The sequence below is a fragment of the Rhodohalobacter sp. SW132 genome (assembly GCF_003390325.1).
Taxonomy (GTDB): Bacteria; Bacteroidota; Rhodothermia; order Balneolales; family Balneolaceae; genus SW132.
Window position 1 is genome coordinate 760,579 of the sequence record NZ_QUOK01000001.1, and the last position, 21,174, is coordinate 781,752.

The window sequence follows — 21,174 nt, forward strand, 5'->3', positions numbered from 1 at the left end:
TGCCGAAAGAACTAATGAATGAGACATCAAATTTCCTAAATGGACTGTAAAAAATCTGATTTCAATCTCGACACTTCCTACACCTACCTCAACTGCGCCTACATGTCTCCACAGCTCAACACTGTTGAGAAGGCCGGCATCGAAGGAGTTCGCCGGAAACGCAATCCATTCAAAATTTCGGCGGAACTCTTTTTTGATGAGACAGAGACATTGAGGAAAGAGTATGCAAAACTGATCAACGCATCAGAACCTCGTCGAATCGTGGTGATTCCCTCGGTTTCGTATGGGATGGCAAATGTGGCCCGAAATCTTCCGTTGTCAAGAGGAGAAAATATCATTGTGGCGGATGAACAGTTTCCGAGCAACATCTATCCGTGGCGGTCACTAGCTGATGACAAAAACGCGGAGATCATTACCGTTACGCCGCCAGCCGGTCCGTCGCGCGGTAAACGCTGGAATGAAATGATCCTGGAATCCATCAACCCAAAAACAAAAATGGTGGCGATCGGGAATGTTCATTGGGCGGACGGCACGCTGTTCGATCTGAAACAGATCCGAAAACGAACCCGGGATGTGGGTGCATGGCTGGTGATCGATGGCACGCAATCGGTCGGCGCGCTGCCAATTGACGTGGAGGAGATTGAGCCGGATGCGCTGATTTGTGCAGGCTACAAATGGCTGATGGGGCCATACAGCATCGGCCTTGCGTATTATGGTCCGGCGATGGATGATGGAAAACCGGTGGAGGAGAACTGGATCAACAGGTACGAAAGCGAAAATTTTGCGGGACTGGTGAATTACAGCGACCGCTATCAGCCCGGAGCCCTGCGATACGAAGTGGGCGAGCACAGCAACTTTATTCTTGTGCCGATGATGCTGACCGCCGTGAAACATCTCAACGAGTGGGGTGTGGAAAATATCCAGGCCTATTGCCGTGACTTGATTTCAAAACCAGTGAAGCAACTTCGCGAGGCCGGTTTCCGCATAGAAGATGAAAATCACCGGTCGGCACACCTGTTTGGAGTAAGACTTTCATCACACCACAATATGGAGGATATCAAAAAAGCCCTGGAAACGAACCATATCCTGGTGTCGGTCAGGGGAGATTCAATTCGTGTATCGCCAAATGTGTATAACACACAGAATGAGCTCCGTAAGTTTGCTGAAACACTTGTTTAAAGGTCGTTTTTGTAGATAGATTACAACTTTTGCCCGGGTTAAAAGTTGATAAATCTATTATTCAATGATGGTCGCTGCATTGTTTTTTACTCAATTTTAAGTTAAATAACGACTATGATTCTTAAGCTGAGTTTGTCTAATTATTAAACTGGAGATCAGGATATGAAACATGTAAGTGCACTTATTACTTTTTTAGTGATTGTATATAGTTTTACCACAGGGCATGATAACATCGATAAATCTTCAGATACAGAGTTAGTGTCCGATGTGATCCTTTCCGTTGATGAATGGAAAGTTCCCTTCGATGACACCCGCTCCCGTGATCCGTATGTAGCCCCTGACGGGACGGTGTATTTTGCAGGCCAGCGAGCCCATTATGTTGGACATTTTAATCCCGAAACGGAAGAGTTCAGAGAATTTCCACTTGAAGATGGAGCCGGGCCGCATACAGTAGTTGTAGCTGATGACGGTACAGTTTGGTATGCCGGAAACCGGGCACGTCATATTGGAAAAATGGACCCCGAAACAGGCGAGATTACAAAATATATGATGGATGATGATTATGCCCGTGATCCACACACCTTTGCATTTGACAAGGACGGCAATATTTGGTTTACAGCCCAGGGCGGTAATGGTGTGGGCCATTTTAATGTAGAGACAGGTGAAAGCCAAATCATTCCTGTACCAACCGAGCGTTCGCGTCCATACGGAATCCGTATGAGCCCTGATAAAGAACGGCCCTGGATTGCACTTTTCGGAACGAACAAAATTGCAACGGTAGATCCCGAAACCATGGAGCTTACAGAGATTGAACTTCCCCGGGATGAAATCCGCCCTCGCCGGCTGGATGTAACTTCTGATGGCAATGTATGGTACGGCGATTATGCCGACGGAATTATTGGCCGCTACAATCCCGAAGATGGTTCGTTTCAGGAATGGGATATGCCCGATGGTTCATCTTCACAGCCTTACGCGGTTCTGGCCGATGATAAAGACCGAATCTGGTTTTCAGCAAGCGGCCTGGAACCCAACAAATTAGTCGCGTTCGATACCCGTACAGAAGAGTTTGTCGCATCCCGTGAAATAGAGAGTGCAAGCGGCTCGATCCGCCACATGGATTATGACGAACGAACCCGTTCTCTTTGGTTTGGTACAGATACCGGACATATTGGTCGACTTGTTGTAAACTAATTTTTTTCTGGTGTAGTACCATTGCTAAAAGTAATTGGATGAGTTTTTTTTGAAAAATCGAGCATTGATGATTCAACATGTGATTCGTGGATAACTCATGCGATGACCTCGTTTTGGATAGCAACCACTTGAGATGATGCTGATATAAACGGCTGTGGAAATTTAATTCACGCGGCCCTCAAATTTCATATCTCTGCTAAATGAATCCTATTCTCAAACTCATACCAATCATTCTTGCGCCGTTCGTCATCGGTATGGTGTTGGCCGGAATGGAGGTGACTCCAAAGACCAATCCAATGTCAGAAATCAACCCCGATCACCTCGACGGGGCATTTACTGGTGGTTTTGGTGAACAGACCTGCCGGAGCTGCCACTTTGATTACGATTTAAATATGGAGGGAGGGAGCCTTTCAATCCAGGGACTGGACGAGCCGTACAAACCCGGTGGTGAGATTCCTATAACCGTTACAGTTCAGAGTGAACAGCTCGAGATCGGCGGATTTCAACTAACAGCCCGGTTTGAAGACGGCACGCAGGCGGGATCGTTTGCATGGAACGGCGATCGTCTGATGTTTACACCCGACATTGGCGGTAACGTTCAATACATTCAGCATTCAGAGGAAGGAACCAAACCCACCGATGAACGTGAAGTTAGCTGGTCATTCACCTGGACTGCCCCCGAGACCAGTGACCCAGTGGTCTTCAATGTGGCTGCAAACGCCGGAAACCACGATGACTCGTCGTTTGGCGACTGGATTTATATTGAGGAGATGAAAGTCGAAGGAATCTAATCTAATTATCCTGGTCAAATATCCGGATTATACGAGTTTCAACTCCCAAAGCTCCACATACTCACCTTCTCGGTTATCTCTTCGTTTCGTTTTCGAAGATGGACGGTCGGCTTTTCGTTTGATCAGTTTAACTTTGATATATCGACTGTTTTTGGAAAGCTCAGATTCAACGGGATGCTCTTGTTCAATTTCTGTAATACGGGCAACATTCGAAAAGAGGAAGACAATTCGCCCATCATCGTTGATATGATGCCGGGCTTCGTCAAAAAACCGTTCAAAAAGTATCGGTTTGTAATAGATTGCCGTATCCAGCCCGCCTGTTTCTTTTTGGCCGGGCAGCCAGGGCGGATTAAATACGATCAGGTCCGTTTTCTGGCGGATACGCTGAAACAGATCCGACTGCCAGGCCTTCAGACGGTCTTCCACGCCAACACGTTTCGCATCGTCCCTGACCGATGTGATGGCATTCTGGTTGATATCGGTGGCGTAAACTGTTTCAAACCCACGATCCAGGAGTTTAAAAGCCAGTACTCCGCATCCCGTGCCTATATCGAGGGCTGTAGATTTTGACCCGGCATATTTTTTAAGCCAGTAATCAAACAGGTAGAGATGGTCGAACCGCGTAGGAAAATAGGTGCCGTAATACGGATAAAGCTTGTTTTCTAAGACGGGATACTTTATGCCTTTCTGATACCATTGCCAGGAACTGTTGAGGCCCTGTACTTGTGGGAATGGAAGCAAAAAATCATCGATATCGGGATAAAGTTTTTTAAGCCAGCCGATGCCCGGGGCCTTTTCCAGGTCTATTTTGTTCTGCCTGATGGGAACAAGAAGCCGGTTTGATGCGAGATGATATTGACTCCTTTTTTCGCGGTATGCAAGAAAATCTTTTTTATCAGCTCCGCCAAACACCTGCTTTTTTAACTCTGAGAGAAATTTCAGTCCGGACGAAAATTTATCCCCAATCAGAACATAATTACCCTGCAGCAGTTTTTCTGCAACTGCGTCTGGGGATGTACTTCCGGTTACAGTAAACGGTTCTTCCCCCGGTTTAACGGGTTCGGGACGATCCGGGTTTGGGTCTTCTGAATGATCAATCATCTCGGCTGTGTATTCGTGGATTTTTTATTTTCTGTAAGAAAAATCCTGAGTTCGGTTTCACTGAGTAAATAAGTGACTGATACTGTCCAAAGATTTTTTGCGATTTAATAGTCACAGAAACTGTACAAAATTGGTGATTACCTGAAGATCGCTTTCGATAAATCCTTATTCTTAAATAAGGCTACCCAAAAAGTTTCAAAATTAAACTCACCTCAAATATCAATTGATAAACCTACCAGGCCGAAGTTTATCCAGGAGAAATTGTAGACTTCATCAACATCCGCGCCGCCTTCAAGAAAACGGTATCCGGCAGTTAGTTTCAAGTTTTCCATCATCCGAATATTTGCTGTTATGGCCGTATCAAATGCCCGTCCCTGCCCCATTGGAGAGGCAAGGCCTTCCGCATCAACGGCTAATGAAAAGCGTTCGCCAAACCGGCGCTCAGCGTAGAGGTGCAGCAACGGCACAAATCCAAGATCGGTATTTGAGGCGGAGTGTTCCGGCTGCGTAAGCCGCACTTCAGCATCCCGTATTAATCCTGCCACACCGGCGCCAAGGTTCCAGCTCTCGTTATCCAGAAAAGTAAACCGGTACGTCAGCCGATAGGTATTGAAACGATAGAGCCCGTCGGTCGGGGTATCGGGTTCAAACGTAGTATCCTCAAAAAAGACCGGTTCATCAAACATCGCTGTACCGATTTTTTGGAGCGGCGCATAGAGCACACGAAATGTGTGGCGATCGGCAATTGTTGCGCTAACGCTCATGCGGATGTATCTGGCTGGATTGGTGCTGATCAACCCGATCATATCAAACGTTGTTCCGCCATCATTTGGAATTCGGATATCATTCCGGTCAAACCAAAAAAGTCCCGCTTCAATATTTACGGTAAAATCAGCTTCAATTTCATCATCCCCGTTATCCTGTCCATAAACTGCACCGTTAAATCCTGCAAGTAACAGTATGGAGAGTGCCAGTAAAAAGATACAAATCAACCCATTTCTTGATGTGTTCATACGACTAAATAAAATCTTTTGATGTTACAACTGTCTGTTTTAAACTCCATAAATCTGGTTTTGATATATTTGGCATTCTGTTCTCTTACCACAGGTTACAAAATCAATACAAATGATCATGAAAATATTCCATTCTGTACTAATTTTTACACTTCCTTTTTTTCTGATGATAGGTTCGCCGGTCAATGCGGAACTCACCGATTGCAGCGATGAATCTCCGGCACTGAATCCTGCACCGCTTGAAGAGGAGTGGGCCATTGAGTGGTGGATGCCGCGCCATGAAGCGAAACTTGCTGAAGATGGACGCGAATCTGCACAACTTCTCTTGATCGGCGATTCCATCACACACGGATGGGAAACCACCGGCAGTGATGCGTGGGATGCCCATCTTTCGGACTATTCCGTCTATAATATCGGCTACAGCGGCGACCGGACGGAGAATGTTTTATGGAGATTTCAGCATGGGGAGATTGACGGCATCAATCCTGACCTTGCCGTTCTGATGATCGGAACAAACAATACCGGCCACCGGCAGGACCCGCCTGAATGCACTGCAAAAGGAATTGAAATGATTCTTGATGAACTGAGCGAACACCTTCCCGAAACCGACATCTTACTTCTCGCCATTTTTCCGCGGAGTGAATCGGCGAACGACCCGCTTCGGCTGCTCAATGAAGAGATCAACCAAAAAATTGAGCCGTTTGGCGAACGGGAACAGGTAACATTTGTAAACCTGAACAGCCATTTTCTCGATGATGATGAAAATCTGCCCGAAGATATCATGCCCGACATGCTTCACCCAAATGAAAAGGGCTACAATATCTGGGCAAAGGAATTGAAATCCTATTTTAGTACGATGCTGGAATAAAGCCATTAATCCTATTGGGATATTTCAGAAAAATCAGCTATTTACCAAAAAGAAGCAGAGCAAAATCGAACAACTTTAAGCCAGTCCATCTACCATTATGAAAAAAGATAAAGTAAACCAGGTTATCAAAGGAATCACCCGAAGAGATTTTTTAGGAAAAACAGCTGCAGCTGCGGCCGGAATTTCCATTCTGCCGAGTTATGTGGTTAGCGGCCTTGGCCACAAAATGCCGAGCGATAAACTGAATATCGCCTGTGTGGGCGTAGGGGGGCGCGGTTTTGGTGTCATTCGCCAGGTAGAGGAGACAGAGAATATTGTAGCTTTATGTGATGTGGACTGGCGTTATTCACAGGAAGCATTTGATCATTACCCTGATGCTCAGAAATTCTGGGACTGGCGGAAAATGTTCGATGAGATGGGCGATGATATCGACGCCGTGGTTGTGGCAACATCCGATCACACCCACGCCACGATTGCCGCACACGCCATGACAATGGGCAAGCATGTGTACGTTGAAAAACCACTCACGCATACAGTGTACGAATCACGGTTGCTCACAAAACTGGCTGAAGAGTATAAGGTTGCTACGCAAATGGGCGACCAGGGAGCGTCCGGCGAAGGGATCAATTTAATAACCGAGTGGGTTCAAAGCGGTTTGATCGGAGATGTGACGAAGATTGAGTCGTTTACCAATCGACCCATCTGGCTACAGGGCCAAAATCCACCCGAAGGGGAGCAGGCTGTTCCGGATACGTTAGACTGGGATCTGTTTGTAGGACCCGCGCAAATGCGTCCGTATAACGAGATTTATACACCCTGGAACTTTAGGGGCTGGTGGGATTTTGGAACCGGCGCACTGGGTGATATGGCGTGCCACATTTTGCACGCTCCGTTTAAAGCGCTTGAGCTCGGTTACCCAACCAAGGTTCAGGGCAGTTCTACGCTGCTTTTGAAGGATTCAGCACCGACAGCCCAAAAAGTTCGTCTTACCTATCCGGAACGCGAAAGTAGTTTTGGACATCTTCCGGAAGTGGATATTTATTGGTATGACGGCGGCATCAAGCCGATGAAGCCTGAAGGATGGCCCGAAGGTCGAAATATGAATCATCGTGGCGGTGGAGTTCTGTTCCACGGAACCAAGGATACACTTGTTCATGGCTGTTACGGATCAGACCCGTGGCTGCTATCAGGCAATGAACCCAGTGTTCAAAAGACGGAAAGAAGAGTCCAGGTTGGTGAAACAGAAGGTGAGTCTGCCCACGTAAAAGACTGGGCAAGAGCCTGCAAGGAGAGCCCGGAAAGCCGAACGGAATGCAAATCGTCATTTGGTCAATCCGGCCCGTTTAATGAAATGGTTGTAATGGGCGTACTTGCCGTGCGGCTCCAGAACTTGAATAAAGAGCTGGAGTGGGATGGCGAGAAGATGGAGTTCACAAATATTTCCGATACAGAAGAGCTTAGTATTGTGTTGAAAGATGAATTTCGAATGGAAGATGGAAACCCGTCCTTTTCGCAACAGCGCACTGACCCAATTAACGCGGCTGAATTTGCCAACAGTCTGATTAAAACAGAGTACCGTGAGGGCTGGACGCTACCGGACATGCCTGCGTAATTTCGCCGTAAAATAATCTGGTCTGACAATGGGTTGAGTGTAACAGTAAAATCCGCATATTGTGTAATATTTTTGGATTCAATGAGTTTCTGTCAGATAGTCACTATCCTAACATTGTGAAAAACACTTCATCCACATACCGCATTCTCACAAAAAGCACGGCTATCCTGCTTTTGATGGCCTTCCTGATTCCGGGGGGGCTTCATGCCAAGCAGCTGGTGGATTTCTGTAAGACTGAGCTTGGCAGCCACAACGCGACGGAAATGCCCCATCATTCGGATGAAATGGCCGCCGATCACAGCTGCTGTGAATCAGAAACTGAAGAGAAAGAGAAACAAACGGACAGCCATACTCATCACGATTGCGACTGGGGCTTTATCTGCGCCTGCAGTATCGGGCAGAGTCAACTTGGTGATGAAGAGTGGATCCCAACCACAAAAAATTTAGAAATTGCCCTAACCCAACAGGGTGATGTCCCACCATTTTTTACATCCGGCGATCACATTCTGGCCGATCAGCAAATCCGCATCGGCCAATACGACCCACCCCTTTGGCTCCTCTACGACACCTTTTTGATGTAGCCTTTCTTTTTTATTGGGAAGGATATACCTCTCCTCCCCGGAGGAGACAGAGCATAAAGCGTCCAGCGTATGCTCAGAGGTGGGTTGACGGAGCCCTGAGTTAGCGAAAGATCATTTCGTGACTCTAAGCCCCCACAAACCCACCCCCTCGCTAAACTCATCCGGCTTTGCCGTTTCGTTTACGCATTTCCCCTCCAAGGAGGGGAGGTTTTCTACCCTTCCCCACCAAACACCACAAAACCCAATAACCAACACAAAACCACTTTAAAGAGTCCTCCCTCTCTACGCGTAGAGAGGGAGACAGAGGGTGAGTCAAAAATGACAAACAAACTCATACGCTTTTTTCTCGAAAATAAACTCATCGCACTGCTGCTGTTTTTAGCACTTGCAGGCTGGGGAATTGCCACGGCTCCGTTCGACTGGGATATCGACTTCATTCCGCGTGATCCCGTTCCGGTGGATGCCATCCCCGATATCGGCGACAATCAGCAGATCGTATTTACCGAATGGGGAGGGCGATCCCCGCAGGATATTGAGGATCAGATTACCTATCCGCTGACCACCGAACTGCTTGGATTGCCGGGCGTCCGCACTGTTCGAAGTAACTCTATGTTTGGCTTCTCATCCATCAACATCATTTTTGAAGATGATATTGAGTTCTACTGGAGTCGGTCGCGTATTCTTGAAAAACTGAATGCGCTACCCGGTGGTACGCTGCCTGAAGGTGTGCAGCCCGCACTGGGCCCCGACGCCACAGCGTTGGGGCAGATTTTCTGGTACACGCTTGAGGGATATGACTCTGATGGTAACCCAACCGGCGGATGGGATCCGCAGGAGCTTCGTTCGATCCAGGATTTCCAGGTGCGCTATGCACTCTCGGCCGTGGATGGCGTGGCTGAGGTGGCCAGCATCGGTGGGTTTGTAAAAGAGTACCAGGTGGATATCGATCCGGTGGCGATGCGGGAGTTTGGCGTAAATGTGAACCAGATTGCCGATGCCGTTCGAAAGTCGAATCTGGATGTGGGGGCCCGTACGATTGAAATGAATCGTGCTGAGTATGTGGTTCGCGGACTCGGGTATATGGAATCACTTGAAGACCTGGAAGAAAGCGTGGTTGCCATGATGGAGAACACGCCGGTCCGTATTAAAGATGTGGCGCATGTTGCGATGGGTCCCGCACAACGCCGTGGTGCTCTCGACAAAGCGGGCGCCGAAGCGGTGGGCGGAGTGATTGTTGCCCGTCATGGTGAAAATCCGCTTGAGGTGATCAACAATGTAAAAGAGGAAATTGAAAATATTGCGACAGGGCTGCCTACCAAAGAGCTGGCTGACGGTTCCACCTCGCAGGTTAAAATCGTGCCGTTTTACGATCGTACCGGTTTGATCTATGAAACGCTCGGCACGCTGGAGGAGGCTCTTTCACTTCAAATTCTGATCACCATCATCGTCATTATCATTATGGTGATGCATCTTCGCACCTCGTTTGTTATATCGGCACTGCTCCCACTCGCTGTGCTGATGAGCTTCATCCTGATGAAATATGTCGGTGTGGATGCAAACGTGGTGGCCCTGGCCGGGATCGCCATCTCGATAGGTACGGTGGTGGATATGGGGATTATCCTCACCGAGAATATGCTCAAACATATCGAGGAGAAAAATCCGGGTGAGGATCTGCTCGAAACGATCTACCGTGCCACCGCCGAGGTGAGTCCTGCCGTGATTACCGCGCTCATGACCACCATCGTCAGCTTTCTGCCCGTATTTATGCTGGAAGCGCAGGAAGGACGGATGTTCGGCCCGCTGGCGTGGACCAAGACCTTTATTCTGATCGCTGCCCTTGTGATCGTCATCACCCTGATTCCTGCATTTTCTCACTGGCTCTTTTCGCAGAAAATCAGCAAACGTCGGTGGAAAATTTTCTGGAACGGTGTGATGATCGTCGCCGGACTGATTATCGCCATAACCCTCTACGGCTGGGGCGGTTTGATTCTGATTGCGCTCGGCATCAACAACCTGGTGTCGGTCTATCGTGAGGAGTATCAGGCCTGGTCACCGTGGGTGAATAACATCATTATTCTGCTGGGTGTTGCCTGGCTGCTGGCGGGACAGTGGCTCCCGCTCGGCCCGGAAAACCCGGTTACGTTCAGCCTGATTTTTATACTGTTGCTGGTTGGCCTGATATTCGGCCTCTTCTGGCTATTCATGAAATATTACGAGCAAATTCTCGACTGGTCGCTCCGAAATAAAGCAGCGTTTCTTGCTCTACCGATTCTTATTCTGCTCTTTGGGCTAATGAGCTGGCGCGGGTTTGATGCCACATTTAGTTATGTGTCTAATGGATTTAATGCAGTCGGTTTCGAGATTGAGGAGACATCATTTTGGTCTGCCGCTGATGAACGGTTTCCCGGACTGGGTCAGGAGTTCATGCCCACGCTGGACGAAGGCTCCTTCCTGCTGATGCCCACCGCCATGCCCCACGCCGGGATGGAGGAGTCCCTGCAGATGATGCGTGAGATGGATATGCGTATTGCATCCATTCCGGAAGTGGAAACCGTGGTTGGAAAAATCGGCCGTGTAGAATCGGCACTTGATCCGGCTCCGATCTCGATGTTTGAGACTGTGATCCAGTATAAGAGCGAATATAAAACGAATGAGCGCGGCCAGCGGGTTCGGTTCAAAACAGAAAACGGGGAGTTCGTTCGGGATGATAGTGGCGATCTGATACCCGATCGAAGTGGCCGGTATTACCGTCAGTGGCGCGATCACATTCAGAATCAGGATGATATCTGGACAGAAATTCTGCACGCCTCTGATGTGCCGGGAGTTACCTCTGCCCCGAAACTGCAGCCGATTGAAACGCGGTTGATTATGCTTCAGACCGGAATGCGTGCCAACATGGGTGTTCGAATCAGCGGGCCCAACCTTGATGTAATCGATGAATTTGCCACTGCGCTCGAGCCGGTGATCCGGGAAGTGGATGGGGTTCGTCCCGCCTCTGTTTTTGCCGACCGCGTCGTCGGGAAGCCCTACATCGAAATCGATATTGATCGCCGAGAAATTGGCCGGCATGGACTCACCATTCAGGATGTGCAGCAGGTGATCAGCACGGCTATCGGCGGACAAATGCTCGGCATGACTGTCGAAGGCCGCGAGCGATATCCGCTGCGGGTTCGCTATGCGCGGGAGTACAGAAACTCCCCTGAGATGATGGAGCGCGTACTCGTGCCGGCGCCGGACGGCAGCCAGATTCCGCTTGGACAGCTTGCCGAGATCCGTTTCGAAACAGGCCCGATGAACATCCGGAGCGAAAATACATTTCTGAGCGCCTACGTCACGTTCGACGGACAGCCCGGCCATTCGCCGGTCGACCTGGTGAATCAGGTACGTGAGTATCTGGATCATAACATCAGTGAAGGATCTCTAAACGTTCCCGATGGTATCAGTTACACGTTTGAAGGTGAATTCAAAAACCAGCAGCGGGCAACCGAGCGGTTATCGGTTGTGCTGCCCATCACCCTGCTGATCATCTTTCTGATCATCTACTTCCAGTTCCGGTCAGCGCCTACAACGATGATCGTCTTTTCCGGAATAATTCTGGTCTGGGCGGGCGGATTTATCCTGCTCTGGCTCTATGGCCAGAACTGGTTCTTCAACTTCTCGATTCTGGGCGTGGAGATCCGCGATTTCTTCCAGATGGGAGTGATTAATATGAGTGTGGCGGTCTGGGTTGGATTCCTGGCTCTTTTCGGAATCGCGGTGGATAACGGCGTGGTGATGGCCACCTACCTCGATCAGCTATTTGAACGAAAAAAACCGCAAGGTCGCGAAGGTATTTACGCCACAGCCATCGAAGCCGGAATGCGCAGGGTGCGTCCCTGCCTGATGACCACCGGCACCACCCTGCTGGCCCTGCTGCCAATCCTGACCTCACCCGGCAAAGGATCCGAGATCATGATCCCCATGGCGATCCCGATCTTTGGCGGGATGCTGATCCAGGTATTGAGCCTGCTGCTTGTGCCACTGCTCTACGCGATGTGGAAAGAGTTTGAGATGAGAAATGTGAATGAATTGGAGGAGAAAATATGAGTATTAAGTATCAAGTAGTGAGTAGTGAGAAATCTCCCCTCTTGGGAGGGGACAGACGATGGAGCGTTCAGCGGAATCGTCAGGGGTGGGTTGATGGGGCGTTGAGTGACGGTACTGCCCGTTCAGGGCGCCTTACCCCCGCAGAACACACCCCTCGCTCACCGAATCGCGCGTCGCGCTTTCGGTTTCGCATATCCCCTCTCAAGAGGGGATTTTTCATGGCCGTTTTAATATTGGTTGCCATTCTTATGGGAGCTTTCACGACCACGGTTTATGCACAGGGTACAGAATCATCGACAAACTCAGTGAACACCCCTCAGACAGAATCGGGAACTACCGATTCTGTCATCTCCCCTCCCCGAGGTGTCGGGACCAGGAAAGCACTGGCAGGGGAGACTGCTTACCCCCAACTCGAAAATTACATCCAGATCGCAATCGAGGAAAACCCCGAACTCCGTTCTCTGCACCATCTTTATGAAGCAGAAAAGGAGCGTGCACGGGAAGTGGGTGTGCTGCCTGATCCGGAGCTGAATATCATGTACGATTTCAACCCGATGATGTCGGAATCACAGCTGGGACGCTTTTCGGTGTCGGCGATGCAGATGTTTCCGTGGTTTGGATCGCTTGGGACCATGCGTGATGCGCAGCGGGCTATGGCGGAAGCTGACCGGGCGCAGATTGATGTTCGTCAGCTCGAGATACTTCGCGACCTTCAAATCGCCTGGTTTGAAATCGCTGATGTTGAGCAGCAGATACGAATCGTGAATGATCAGATTGAGCTGGTTCGGGAGCTGGAAACCCTTGTGGAGATCCGGTACGAAACCGGCGGTGCTGCACAGGCGGATATTCTGCGAATCCAGATGGAGGAAGCGCGACTCCAGAACCGCATTGAAAACCTGGAAGATCAGCTTATACCACTGAAGGCCGGCTTTAACGAATTTCTGAACCGGCCGGCTGATTCCGATGTGGAAACTACGGAGCAGACCGAAACGCAAGAGGTGCTCTACAGTGATGATCAAATCCACCGGATGGTGCGTGCGGAGAATCCCCGGTTTGACGGGATTGAATCCAGAAGTAACGCGCTCGATCAGCAGCAGCGGGTTGCTCAGCTTAGCGGACGCCCATCCTTCGGGCTGGGCCTGGAAGTGATGGGCCGCGATTTCGGTCCGATGTCGATGTTTCCGGACGCCCGGGAGAGCTTTATCGGCATGGCAACGGTTCGTCTGCCCATTTTTCGGTCCCGTACAAATTCACAACAGCAGCAGATCACCAGCCGAAAGCGGGCTCTAGACTCTGAACTCCTTCAGACCGAAAACCGGCTATCAAGCGAAGTGGAATCGGCATTGGAAGAGCTGAGAAAATCAGAACGAAATTTACGACTGCTGGATGAAGAGCTCGTCCCCCGCGCACAACAGGCCCTCGACATTCTCACTGATGAGTACACCGTAGGCCGTGCACGGTTTGATGAACTCCTGCAAATTCAGCGCGAACTGCTCGATTTCGAGATTGAGCGGATTGAAGCCGTTGTGGGGCAAAACAAAGCCGTTGTACGGATTATAAGTTTGATTGGGAATAGTCCCCCTTTGAAGGGGGAAAGCGCCACAGGCGCAGGGGGATGATGTGGGGGAAACAGGCTTAAATAAAATCTTGAATTGGATCAACGGCCAGTGATCATCCCCCGGCTCACTCCGTTCGCCACCCCCTTCGAAGGGGGACTTTTTATCACAGTTAAACAATAGCATTATGAACATCACAAAAACACAATTACTTACAGGCGCCGGACTCCTCATCACCGGGCTGTTGCTTGGATGGCTGATCTTCGGCGGATCCCATGATCATGACCCGCATGCCGGCCACGATCATGAAGTGACCACAGAAAACGGCGAAGAGGTGTGGACCTGCTCCATGCACCCATCCGTTCGCGAAGACGGTCCCGGCTCCTGCCCGATCTGCGGGATGGACCTGATTCCGGCATCGTCCGAAGAGCGTGAGGATGACTACAGCATGGTGATGACTGAAGCCTCCATGCAGCTCGCCAATATCCAGGCCACGCCGGTGATTCGTGAGCGCCCCAAACGTGAACTGCACCTGCCGGGACGTGTGGAGATTGATGAGCGGCGAATAAGCTATGTGACGGCCCACTTTGCTGGACGAATTCAGGATGTGGAGATCAATTTCACGGGTGCACCGATACGTGAGGGTGATGTGATGGCCACCATCTACTCACCGGAACTGGTTTCCGCTCAGCGTGAGCTGCTGGAAGCGGTGAAGGTGAAGGATCGAAATCCGGGCCTGTATGAATCGGCCGTGCGAAAATTCAGGCTGTGGGAGTTTACCGATGAGCAGATTCAGGAGATTGTTGACCGCGGTGAAGTGATGCGGAATATGGAGATTCTCTCTCCGGTAGATGGATTTGTTATGAAAAGAAATGTGGTGGATGAGCAGCATGTCACAGAGGGATCCGTCATCTACGAAGTGGCGAACCTCGATCAGCTCTGGGTAACATTTGATGCCTACGAGGAGGATATGGGTTGGCTGCAGGAAGGATCAGAGATCGAATTCAGAAGCCGATCGAACCCGGGAAGCAGTTATACCGCCAGCGTGGATTATATCGACCCGACTTTCAACCCGCAAAAACGGACTATCCGGGTGCGGGCAGATGTGGAAAATGCTGATCACACCCTGCGTCCGGAGATGATTGTTCGGGGTGTGATTCAATCCGAAATGCAGGAAGAAAAGCTGCTGGTTCCAGCTTCGGCTGTACTCTGGACCGGTCCGCGATCCCTTGTTTACGTGAAAGACACATCAGCCGACACCCCGAGATTTGAAGTGAAAGAGGTTGAGCTTGGCAGCCGAACCGGAGATTATTATATCATTGAAGAAGGCCTTGAATCCGGCCAGGAAGTTGTTTTCAATGGCGCATTCCGGATCGATAGTGAATTTCAGCTTGCCGACCGCTTCAGCATGATGAACCGTGAGCCCGGAACGGGAGCAGTACCCGGTGGTCATGATCATGGGCAGATGGGTGGTGATGATATGGATGACCATGATGAAATGGAGACGCAGCAGGAGACAGATGCCCACGATCATACAGGTGCGATAGATGGGGCTACTGATGATTTCCGGGAGGATTTCAAGGTACTTCTCACTCATTACCTGGATGGAAAAGAGGCATTATTCGAATCTGATATGGATGGAGTAAGTACGGCCTTTCAACAAGCCGCTGAAGAACTTGAATCGATCGGATTACACCGTATGCAGGGCGATGCTCATATGCGCTGGATGGAGCAGTATGAAGCGATTGAAGGGCATTTGAATCACATTTTAGAAGCCGAAGATATGGAGGTCCGGCGTGAAGGTTTTGCTTTGCTATCGCATGTACTCATTGAGGCTGTCAATAATTACGGTATTCCCGGTATGGTTTACCATCAGTACTGCCCGATGGAGGATGCGAACTGGCTGAGCCGTGATGAGCAGATTGAGAATCCATATGCACCCGATACAATGCCGAGCTGCGGAGAGGTGATTGAACGAATTGAATAATTATAACAAACAAAGAGACCTCCAGGATTTTTGAAACCTTGGAGGTCTGATCCGAAAAAATTAATTGAAAAATAAAACAGATAAACCCATGAAAAACTTAATCATAACATCTATATCAACCTTGGTTATAGCGGCACTATTTATGCAGCCCTCTATAGCACAAGATCATGCAGGGCATCATGACGAATCAGAAAAAGTGGAACAGTTTAATGATGTACCGGAAGAGTTTCAGGCAAGCTTTACCGAAGTATTTGAAGCTTATATTACCGGGAAGGATGCACTTCTGGAATCAGATTTAGAAGCTTCAATTACCAGCTTTGAGGAATTTATCAATAAGCTGGAAGCTATAGGAGAGCACGGGCTTTCCGGTGATGGACACATGGCCTGGATGGAATCCTATTCGAAACTGGAACGACATGTATCTACTCTTACAGCTGCCAATAATATGGATGAGGCCCGAATTGCCTTTCAACATCTTTCTGTAGAGATAACCGAAGCTGTTAAAACATTTGGAATCAATGGAGTGGTGTATCATCAATATTGCCCGATGGCTAATGACAATGATGGAGCAGTCTGGCTAAGTAGCCGGGAAGAGGTGCAAAATCCATATTCACCTGAAACAATGCCGGGCTGTGGACAGGTGATTGAAAGAATTGAGTCGTAGATGATAAAACCCTCCAAGGGTTTGGAACCCTTGGAGGGTTGGTAAAAACTACATAATTCAAAAAAAGGTGATCAACATGAAAGAAATCAAAGCGATGATTCGGCCTGAGATGTTTGAAAATGTTTATCAAGAACTGAGATCAGCAGGATACTGCTGTTTGACAGTGTATCATGGTGAGGGTATCGGGCGGCATGGAGATCCTGACAACCTTAATGCAACCCTGGAATTTCCCTTTCTTCATTCAAAAATTGTGAAAATTGAGATTGTTGCAGCTGATGAGCAGCAGGATGAGGTTGTTAATATCATCCGGCAGGCAGCCTGTACGAACAATAAAGGAGACGGGATCATCTACAGTTCAGAGATTGATGCAGCAATGAGTATAAGAACCGGTGAAACAGGAGAAGTAGTGCTGTAATCCTGCCAAAAATATTACACATTAACCATTTCTGGGAATAACGCTAAAGGCTTGTAAAAAAAGCTCTTTGCAATGAGCCCGGAGGTCTATTCACATATAATACGGAGACAAATTATGAAAGATCACAATCATCATTCACAGGATGAACACAGTCATGAGCATGATCATGACAATCACTCACACGAGGATCATGATCACGGTGATCACGATCATGATGGCCACTCCCATCACGAGCACCACAAGCAGATGGTGCAGGATTTTAAATTCCGTTTTTGGTGGGTATTAGCTCTTACGATTCCGATTTTGGCCCTCTCCCCAATGATTCAGGATTTCCTGGGTGTAGATTGGCGGTTTGCAGGTGACACCTGGATATTAACCGCCCTTTCAACCGTTGTCTTTTTCTTTGGTGGATGGCCGTTTTTAACAGGGCTGGTTGATGAACTGAAGAAAAAACAGCCGGGGATGATGACCCTGATCGGTTTGGCAATCTCAGTGGCTTACATCTATAGCGTGTTCGTTGTGTTTGGCCTTGATGGGCATCTGCTGTTTTGGGAATTGTCCACTCTTGTAGCCATTATGCTACTGGGGCACTGGATTGAGATGCGATCGGTGATGAGTGCTTCTGCTGCACTGGAAAAGCTGGCAGAACTGCTTCCCGGTAAAGCACATCGTGTTAAAGAGGACGGTTCTACCGAAGATGTTCCGGTTGAGGAGCTGAAAGTAGATGATCATATCCTGATTAAACCCGGAGAGAAAATTCCGGCCGACGGAATCGTGATCGAAGGTAAAACCAATGTCAATGAGGCGATGCTTACCGGAGAATCTCTGCCGGTAGAGAAAAATGTAGATGATGAAGTGATAGGTGGAGCAATCAACGAAGAGGGGTCCATCACCGTAAAAATTCACAAAACCGGCGATGAATCCTTTCTTTCGCAGGTGATTGATTTGGTTCGACAGGCGCAGGAGAGCAAATCGCGTACGCAGGACCTGGCCAACCGGGCGGCTTTTTGGCTAACAATCGTGGCTATAGGCGGTGGTCTTCTCACATTCTTTGCATGGACACTCTTTACAGGACAGGATCTCAGTTTTGCCATTAACCGAACCGTAACGGTGATGGTAATCGCCTGTCCACACGCACTTGGCCTGGCCATTCCCCTGGTTGTTGCCGTTTCAACAACATTGGCAGCTACGAACGGATTTTTGATTCGTAACCGTACGGCATTTGAAGAAGCGCGAAATCTGGGAGCCGTCATTTTTGATAAAACCGGAACCCTGACCGAAGGTACGTTCACGGTAACCGATATCCTGAATTTCAACGAAGAAATTAGTGATGAGGAGCTTCTGAATTATGCAGCGGCTGTTGAGGTCAACTCTGAACATCCGATTGCCAGAGGCATCCTTGAAAAAGCCGGTGAGACATGGAAAGTGGAGGACTTCAATTCCATAACCGGAAAAGGTGTGGAAGGGAATGTGAAAGGTAAATCGGTGAAGGTGGTCAGCCCGGGCTATGTTCGGGATGAAAACATGGAATATCCAAAGGACCAAGTAGAGGATATCTCATCGCAGGGTAAAACAGTTGTTTTTGTGGTTCTTGATGATGAACTGCATGGAGCTATTGCACTCGGTGACAAGATTCGACCGGAGTCAAGAGACGCGATTGACCAGCTTCACGAAATGGGAATTCAATGCGTGATGCTAACCGGAGATAATCGTCAGACTGCCGAATATGTGGCCAAAGAACTTGGCATCGACCAGGTGTTTGCCGAGGTGCTGCCGGATGAAAAAGCTGAAAAAGTGAAAGAGGTACAAGAGCAGGGAATGAAGGTGGCGATGACCGGTGACGGTGTAAATGATGCACCTGCACTTGCCACCGCGGATGTGGGAATTGCTATTGGCGCCGGATCAGATGTAGCCGTGGAGACCGGAGACATCGTGCTGGTTCGGGACAATCCGATGGATGTAGCTCATGTGATTCAGCTTTCCAAAGCAACGTATAGCAAAATGGTTCAAAACCTGTTCTGGGCCACTGGTTATAACGTGGTTGCCATACCACTGGCTGCGGGTGTGCTATTTGTCTGGGGCATTATTCTGAGCCCGGCGATGGGCGCTGTTTTGATGTCGCTCAGTACAGTAATCGTTGCGATTAATGCACGGTTTTTGAAGATGGAGGGAAGTGGTACTGAGTAGAAGGTATTGAGTATTGAGCACTCCCCTCTCGAGAGGGAAAATCGGAAAACTCAACTGTATTAAAAAAACTAAAAAATCAAAATGTACAAACCTAAAACAAGAGGTAACACAATGAAGAATTTTATCTTAACAACAATCGCACTGTTCACCATGATTCTATTTACGAATCCGGTGACAGCACAGGATCATCAACATCACGAGAAACATGAACAGATGATGCAAATGATGGAAGATTCAGAGATGCGAGCCATGATGATGGAACGTATCGCCGAAAATCCTGAAATGCACCGGGAAATGATGAAGCATATGAGAAAGGCCATGATGGAAAATATGCAGCAGATGGATCACTCTGAGATGATGGGCCAAATGCGCCAACGCATGAATGACCCGGAGATGAAGGAACGGATGCAGGAGCACATGAAAATGATGCAATCCATGATGGAAGGAGAAGTGATGGATCACTCGATGATGAGGGAAAAAATGCAGGACTCAGAGATGATGAGAATGCATATGATGTGCATGCAAATAATGCACGGAGATGATATGGACGGTGGCGACACTGAAGCCGGTGATCATGAAGAGCATCATTAGATAATTATTTTAAAGACCTCCAAGGTTTCCCGCAAAGCGATCCCTATGGGGCAAAACCTTGGAGGTCTGAATCTAACCCCCGACTCTATGGAATCATTGAACGAAATCTTAACCAACTGGTATCCGGTTTTTTTCATTCTGAGTGCCGTGATTGCACTCACTGTTTGGGCATGGGCAAGCAAAAAGAAAGCCCGGCTGGATATAGATAAGGCGAATAAACTGATTTTGAAACGTCGGTATCGAAATGGAGAGATTTCCAAAAAAGAGTATGAAACTCGAATCGGTGACACATAACACTAAATCAATCTGAGATTATGAAAAAAATCAACGTAGCAGTAAACGGATATGGAGTGATTGGAAAAAGGATCGCTGAAGCATTAGATCTGCAAGACGATATGGAATTGATTGGTATTGGGGATGTGGCTGCCGACTGGCGGATAAAAGTTGCAGCCCAAAAATATAGTGTATTTGCCAATACAGAAGAAGGCCGCAACGCGATGGCTCAGGAGAACATTCAGGTAGCCGGTGATCTTGATGATCTGCTTGATGGCGCCGATGTGGTTGTGGACTGTGCTCCCAAAAAATTCGGCGCACAAAATGCTGAAAAATATCGGCAAGCAGGTGTAAAATTTATCGTGCAGGGTGGAGAAAAGCATCAAACAACAGGCCATTCCTTCACCGCCGAATCTAACTACACCTCGGCTTTAGGCAGGGAGTCGACGCGTATTGTCTCTTGTAATACGACTTCCATCGTGCGTACGCTAAGTACGTTAAAACGTGCAGATTTATTAGAAAAAGCACGCGGTACGCTTCTGCGACGAGCCACCGATCCATGGGAAAGTCACAAAAACGGAATTATGAATACAATGGTACCCGAACCGGAGATTCCCAGTCACCAGGGGCCGGATGCTCAAAGTGTGGATCCTGATCTGGATGTAGTAACCGCAGCTGTGAAAGTGCCGCAAACACTTTCCCACCTACACTACTGGACTGTGCAATTGACCAGGGAAGCATCCAAAGAAGAAGTTCTGGAAGCGTTTGCGAGCTCTACCCGAACAGCATTCATAAAAATGAGCGATGAACTTTCTGCTAATAATGCTGTCAAAGAGTTGATGCTCGACCTTGGCCGGCCGCACGGAGATATGTACGAAGTAGCCATCTGGGAAGACATGCTTAAAGTAGAGGGAGATGAGCTGTACTACGCTTATTTGGTAGATAATCAAGCCATCGTTATTCCCGAAACCATCGATGCCATACGTGCATTAACGGAAGCTGAATCCGATCCCAAAAAATCGATTGAAAGGACAAATCAGTCACTGGGTGTCAGGCAACGGTTTGTATAGAGAACAAAA

The 21,174-nt window shown here is 48.6% G+C and carries 17 protein-coding genes; 15 read left to right on the forward strand and 2 right to left on the reverse strand.

Annotated elements, in window-relative coordinates:
- Window positions 1-39 precede the first annotated feature (39 nt).
- The 3 genes from DYD21_RS03250 (at window position 40) to DYD21_RS03260 (ending at window position 3,161) form a co-directional block, all read left to right on the forward strand.
- A complete protein-coding gene (locus DYD21_RS03250) occupies window positions 40-1,179 on the forward strand; it encodes an aminotransferase class V-fold PLP-dependent enzyme (protein WP_116032268.1) in 1,140 nt (379 codons plus the stop codon).
- Between the two features lie 162 nt (window positions 1,180-1,341).
- Window positions 1,342-2,370 carry a lyase gene (locus DYD21_RS03255; RefSeq protein ID WP_116032272.1) on the forward strand — a complete coding sequence of 343 codons (1,029 nt, stop codon included), beginning with the start codon at window positions 1,342-1,344 and terminating at the stop codon, window positions 2,368-2,370.
- Between the two features lie 200 nt (window positions 2,371-2,570).
- Window positions 2,571-3,161 carry a choice-of-anchor V domain-containing protein gene (locus DYD21_RS03260; RefSeq protein WP_116032275.1) on the forward strand — a complete coding sequence of 197 codons (591 nt, stop codon included), beginning with the start codon at window positions 2,571-2,573 and terminating at the stop codon, window positions 3,159-3,161.
- Window positions 3,162-3,188: 27 nt separating this feature from the next.
- On the opposite strand, the gene DYD21_RS03265 is transcribed toward DYD21_RS03260, so the two are convergent.
- Together DYD21_RS03265 and DYD21_RS03270 are read right to left on the reverse strand one after the other, a co-directional pair.
- Window positions 3,189-4,262, reverse strand: coding sequence for a methyltransferase (locus tag DYD21_RS03265; protein WP_116032279.1), 1,074 nt, complete (start codon window positions 4,260-4,262; stop codon window positions 3,189-3,191).
- A gap of 212 nt (window positions 4,263-4,474) precedes the next feature.
- Window positions 4,475-5,275, reverse strand: coding sequence for a hypothetical protein (locus DYD21_RS03270; protein ID WP_116032282.1), 801 nt, complete (start codon window positions 5,273-5,275; stop codon window positions 4,475-4,477).
- Between the two features lie 118 nt (window positions 5,276-5,393).
- On the opposite strand from DYD21_RS03270, the gene DYD21_RS03275 reads away from it, so the two are divergent.
- The 12 genes from DYD21_RS03275 (at window position 5,394) to DYD21_RS03330 (ending at window position 21,165) form a co-directional block, all read left to right on the forward strand.
- Window positions 5,394-6,143 (forward strand): GDSL-type esterase/lipase family protein, encoded by a 750-nt coding sequence (locus DYD21_RS03275; RefSeq protein WP_116033445.1) that lies wholly within the window; start codon window positions 5,394-5,396, stop codon window positions 6,141-6,143.
- 97 nt (window positions 6,144-6,240) lie between these two features.
- Window positions 6,241-7,755, forward strand: coding sequence for a Gfo/Idh/MocA family protein (locus DYD21_RS03280; RefSeq protein WP_116032286.1), 1,515 nt, complete (start codon window positions 6,241-6,243; stop codon window positions 7,753-7,755).
- Between the two features lie 116 nt (window positions 7,756-7,871).
- Window positions 7,872-8,336, forward strand: coding sequence for a hypothetical protein (locus DYD21_RS03285; RefSeq protein WP_147303481.1), 465 nt, complete (start codon window positions 7,872-7,874; stop codon window positions 8,334-8,336).
- A 318-nt stretch (window positions 8,337-8,654) separates the two neighbouring features.
- Window positions 8,655-12,422 carry an efflux RND transporter permease subunit gene (locus DYD21_RS03290; RefSeq protein ID WP_116032293.1) on the forward strand — a complete coding sequence of 1,256 codons (3,768 nt, stop codon included), beginning with the start codon at window positions 8,655-8,657 and terminating at the stop codon, window positions 12,420-12,422.
- Window positions 12,419-14,041 carry a TolC family protein gene (locus tag DYD21_RS03295; RefSeq protein ID WP_116032296.1) on the forward strand — a complete coding sequence of 541 codons (1,623 nt, stop codon included), beginning with the start codon at window positions 12,419-12,421 and terminating at the stop codon, window positions 14,039-14,041. Before DYD21_RS03290 ends, DYD21_RS03295 begins: the two co-directional genes overlap by 4 nt.
- Before the next feature lie 124 nt (window positions 14,042-14,165).
- The gene (locus DYD21_RS03300; RefSeq protein WP_116032300.1) at window positions 14,166-15,965 is read left to right on the forward strand and encodes an efflux RND transporter periplasmic adaptor subunit; all 1,800 of its coding nucleotides are present in this window, start codon (window positions 14,166-14,168) and stop codon (window positions 15,963-15,965) included.
- A gap of 88 nt (window positions 15,966-16,053) precedes the next feature.
- Entirely contained in the window at window positions 16,054-16,629 is a 576-nt protein-coding gene (locus tag DYD21_RS03305; protein WP_147303482.1) for a DUF3347 domain-containing protein, read from the forward strand.
- Between the two features lie 76 nt (window positions 16,630-16,705).
- Window positions 16,706-17,044 (forward strand): P-II family nitrogen regulator, encoded by a 339-nt coding sequence (locus tag DYD21_RS03310; RefSeq protein ID WP_116032308.1) that lies wholly within the window; start codon window positions 16,706-16,708, stop codon window positions 17,042-17,044.
- Window positions 17,045-17,158: 114 nt separating this feature from the next.
- Window positions 17,159-19,231 (forward strand): heavy metal translocating P-type ATPase, encoded by a 2,073-nt coding sequence (locus DYD21_RS03315; RefSeq protein WP_116032312.1) that lies wholly within the window; start codon window positions 17,159-17,161, stop codon window positions 19,229-19,231.
- Between the two features lie 111 nt (window positions 19,232-19,342).
- Complete coding sequence (locus DYD21_RS03320) at window positions 19,343-19,822, forward strand: hypothetical protein (protein ID WP_116032316.1); 480 nt, start codon at window positions 19,343-19,345, stop codon at window positions 19,820-19,822.
- Window positions 19,823-19,909: 87 nt separating this feature from the next.
- Window positions 19,910-20,116: a hypothetical protein gene (locus tag DYD21_RS03325; RefSeq protein WP_116032319.1), complete on the forward strand. Its 207-nt coding sequence runs from the start codon at window positions 19,910-19,912 to the stop codon at window positions 20,114-20,116.
- A 20-nt stretch (window positions 20,117-20,136) separates the two neighbouring features.
- A complete protein-coding gene (locus tag DYD21_RS03330; protein ID WP_116032323.1) occupies window positions 20,137-21,165 on the forward strand; it encodes a type II glyceraldehyde-3-phosphate dehydrogenase in 1,029 nt (342 codons plus the stop codon).
- Window positions 21,166-21,174: the final 9 nt, after the last annotated feature.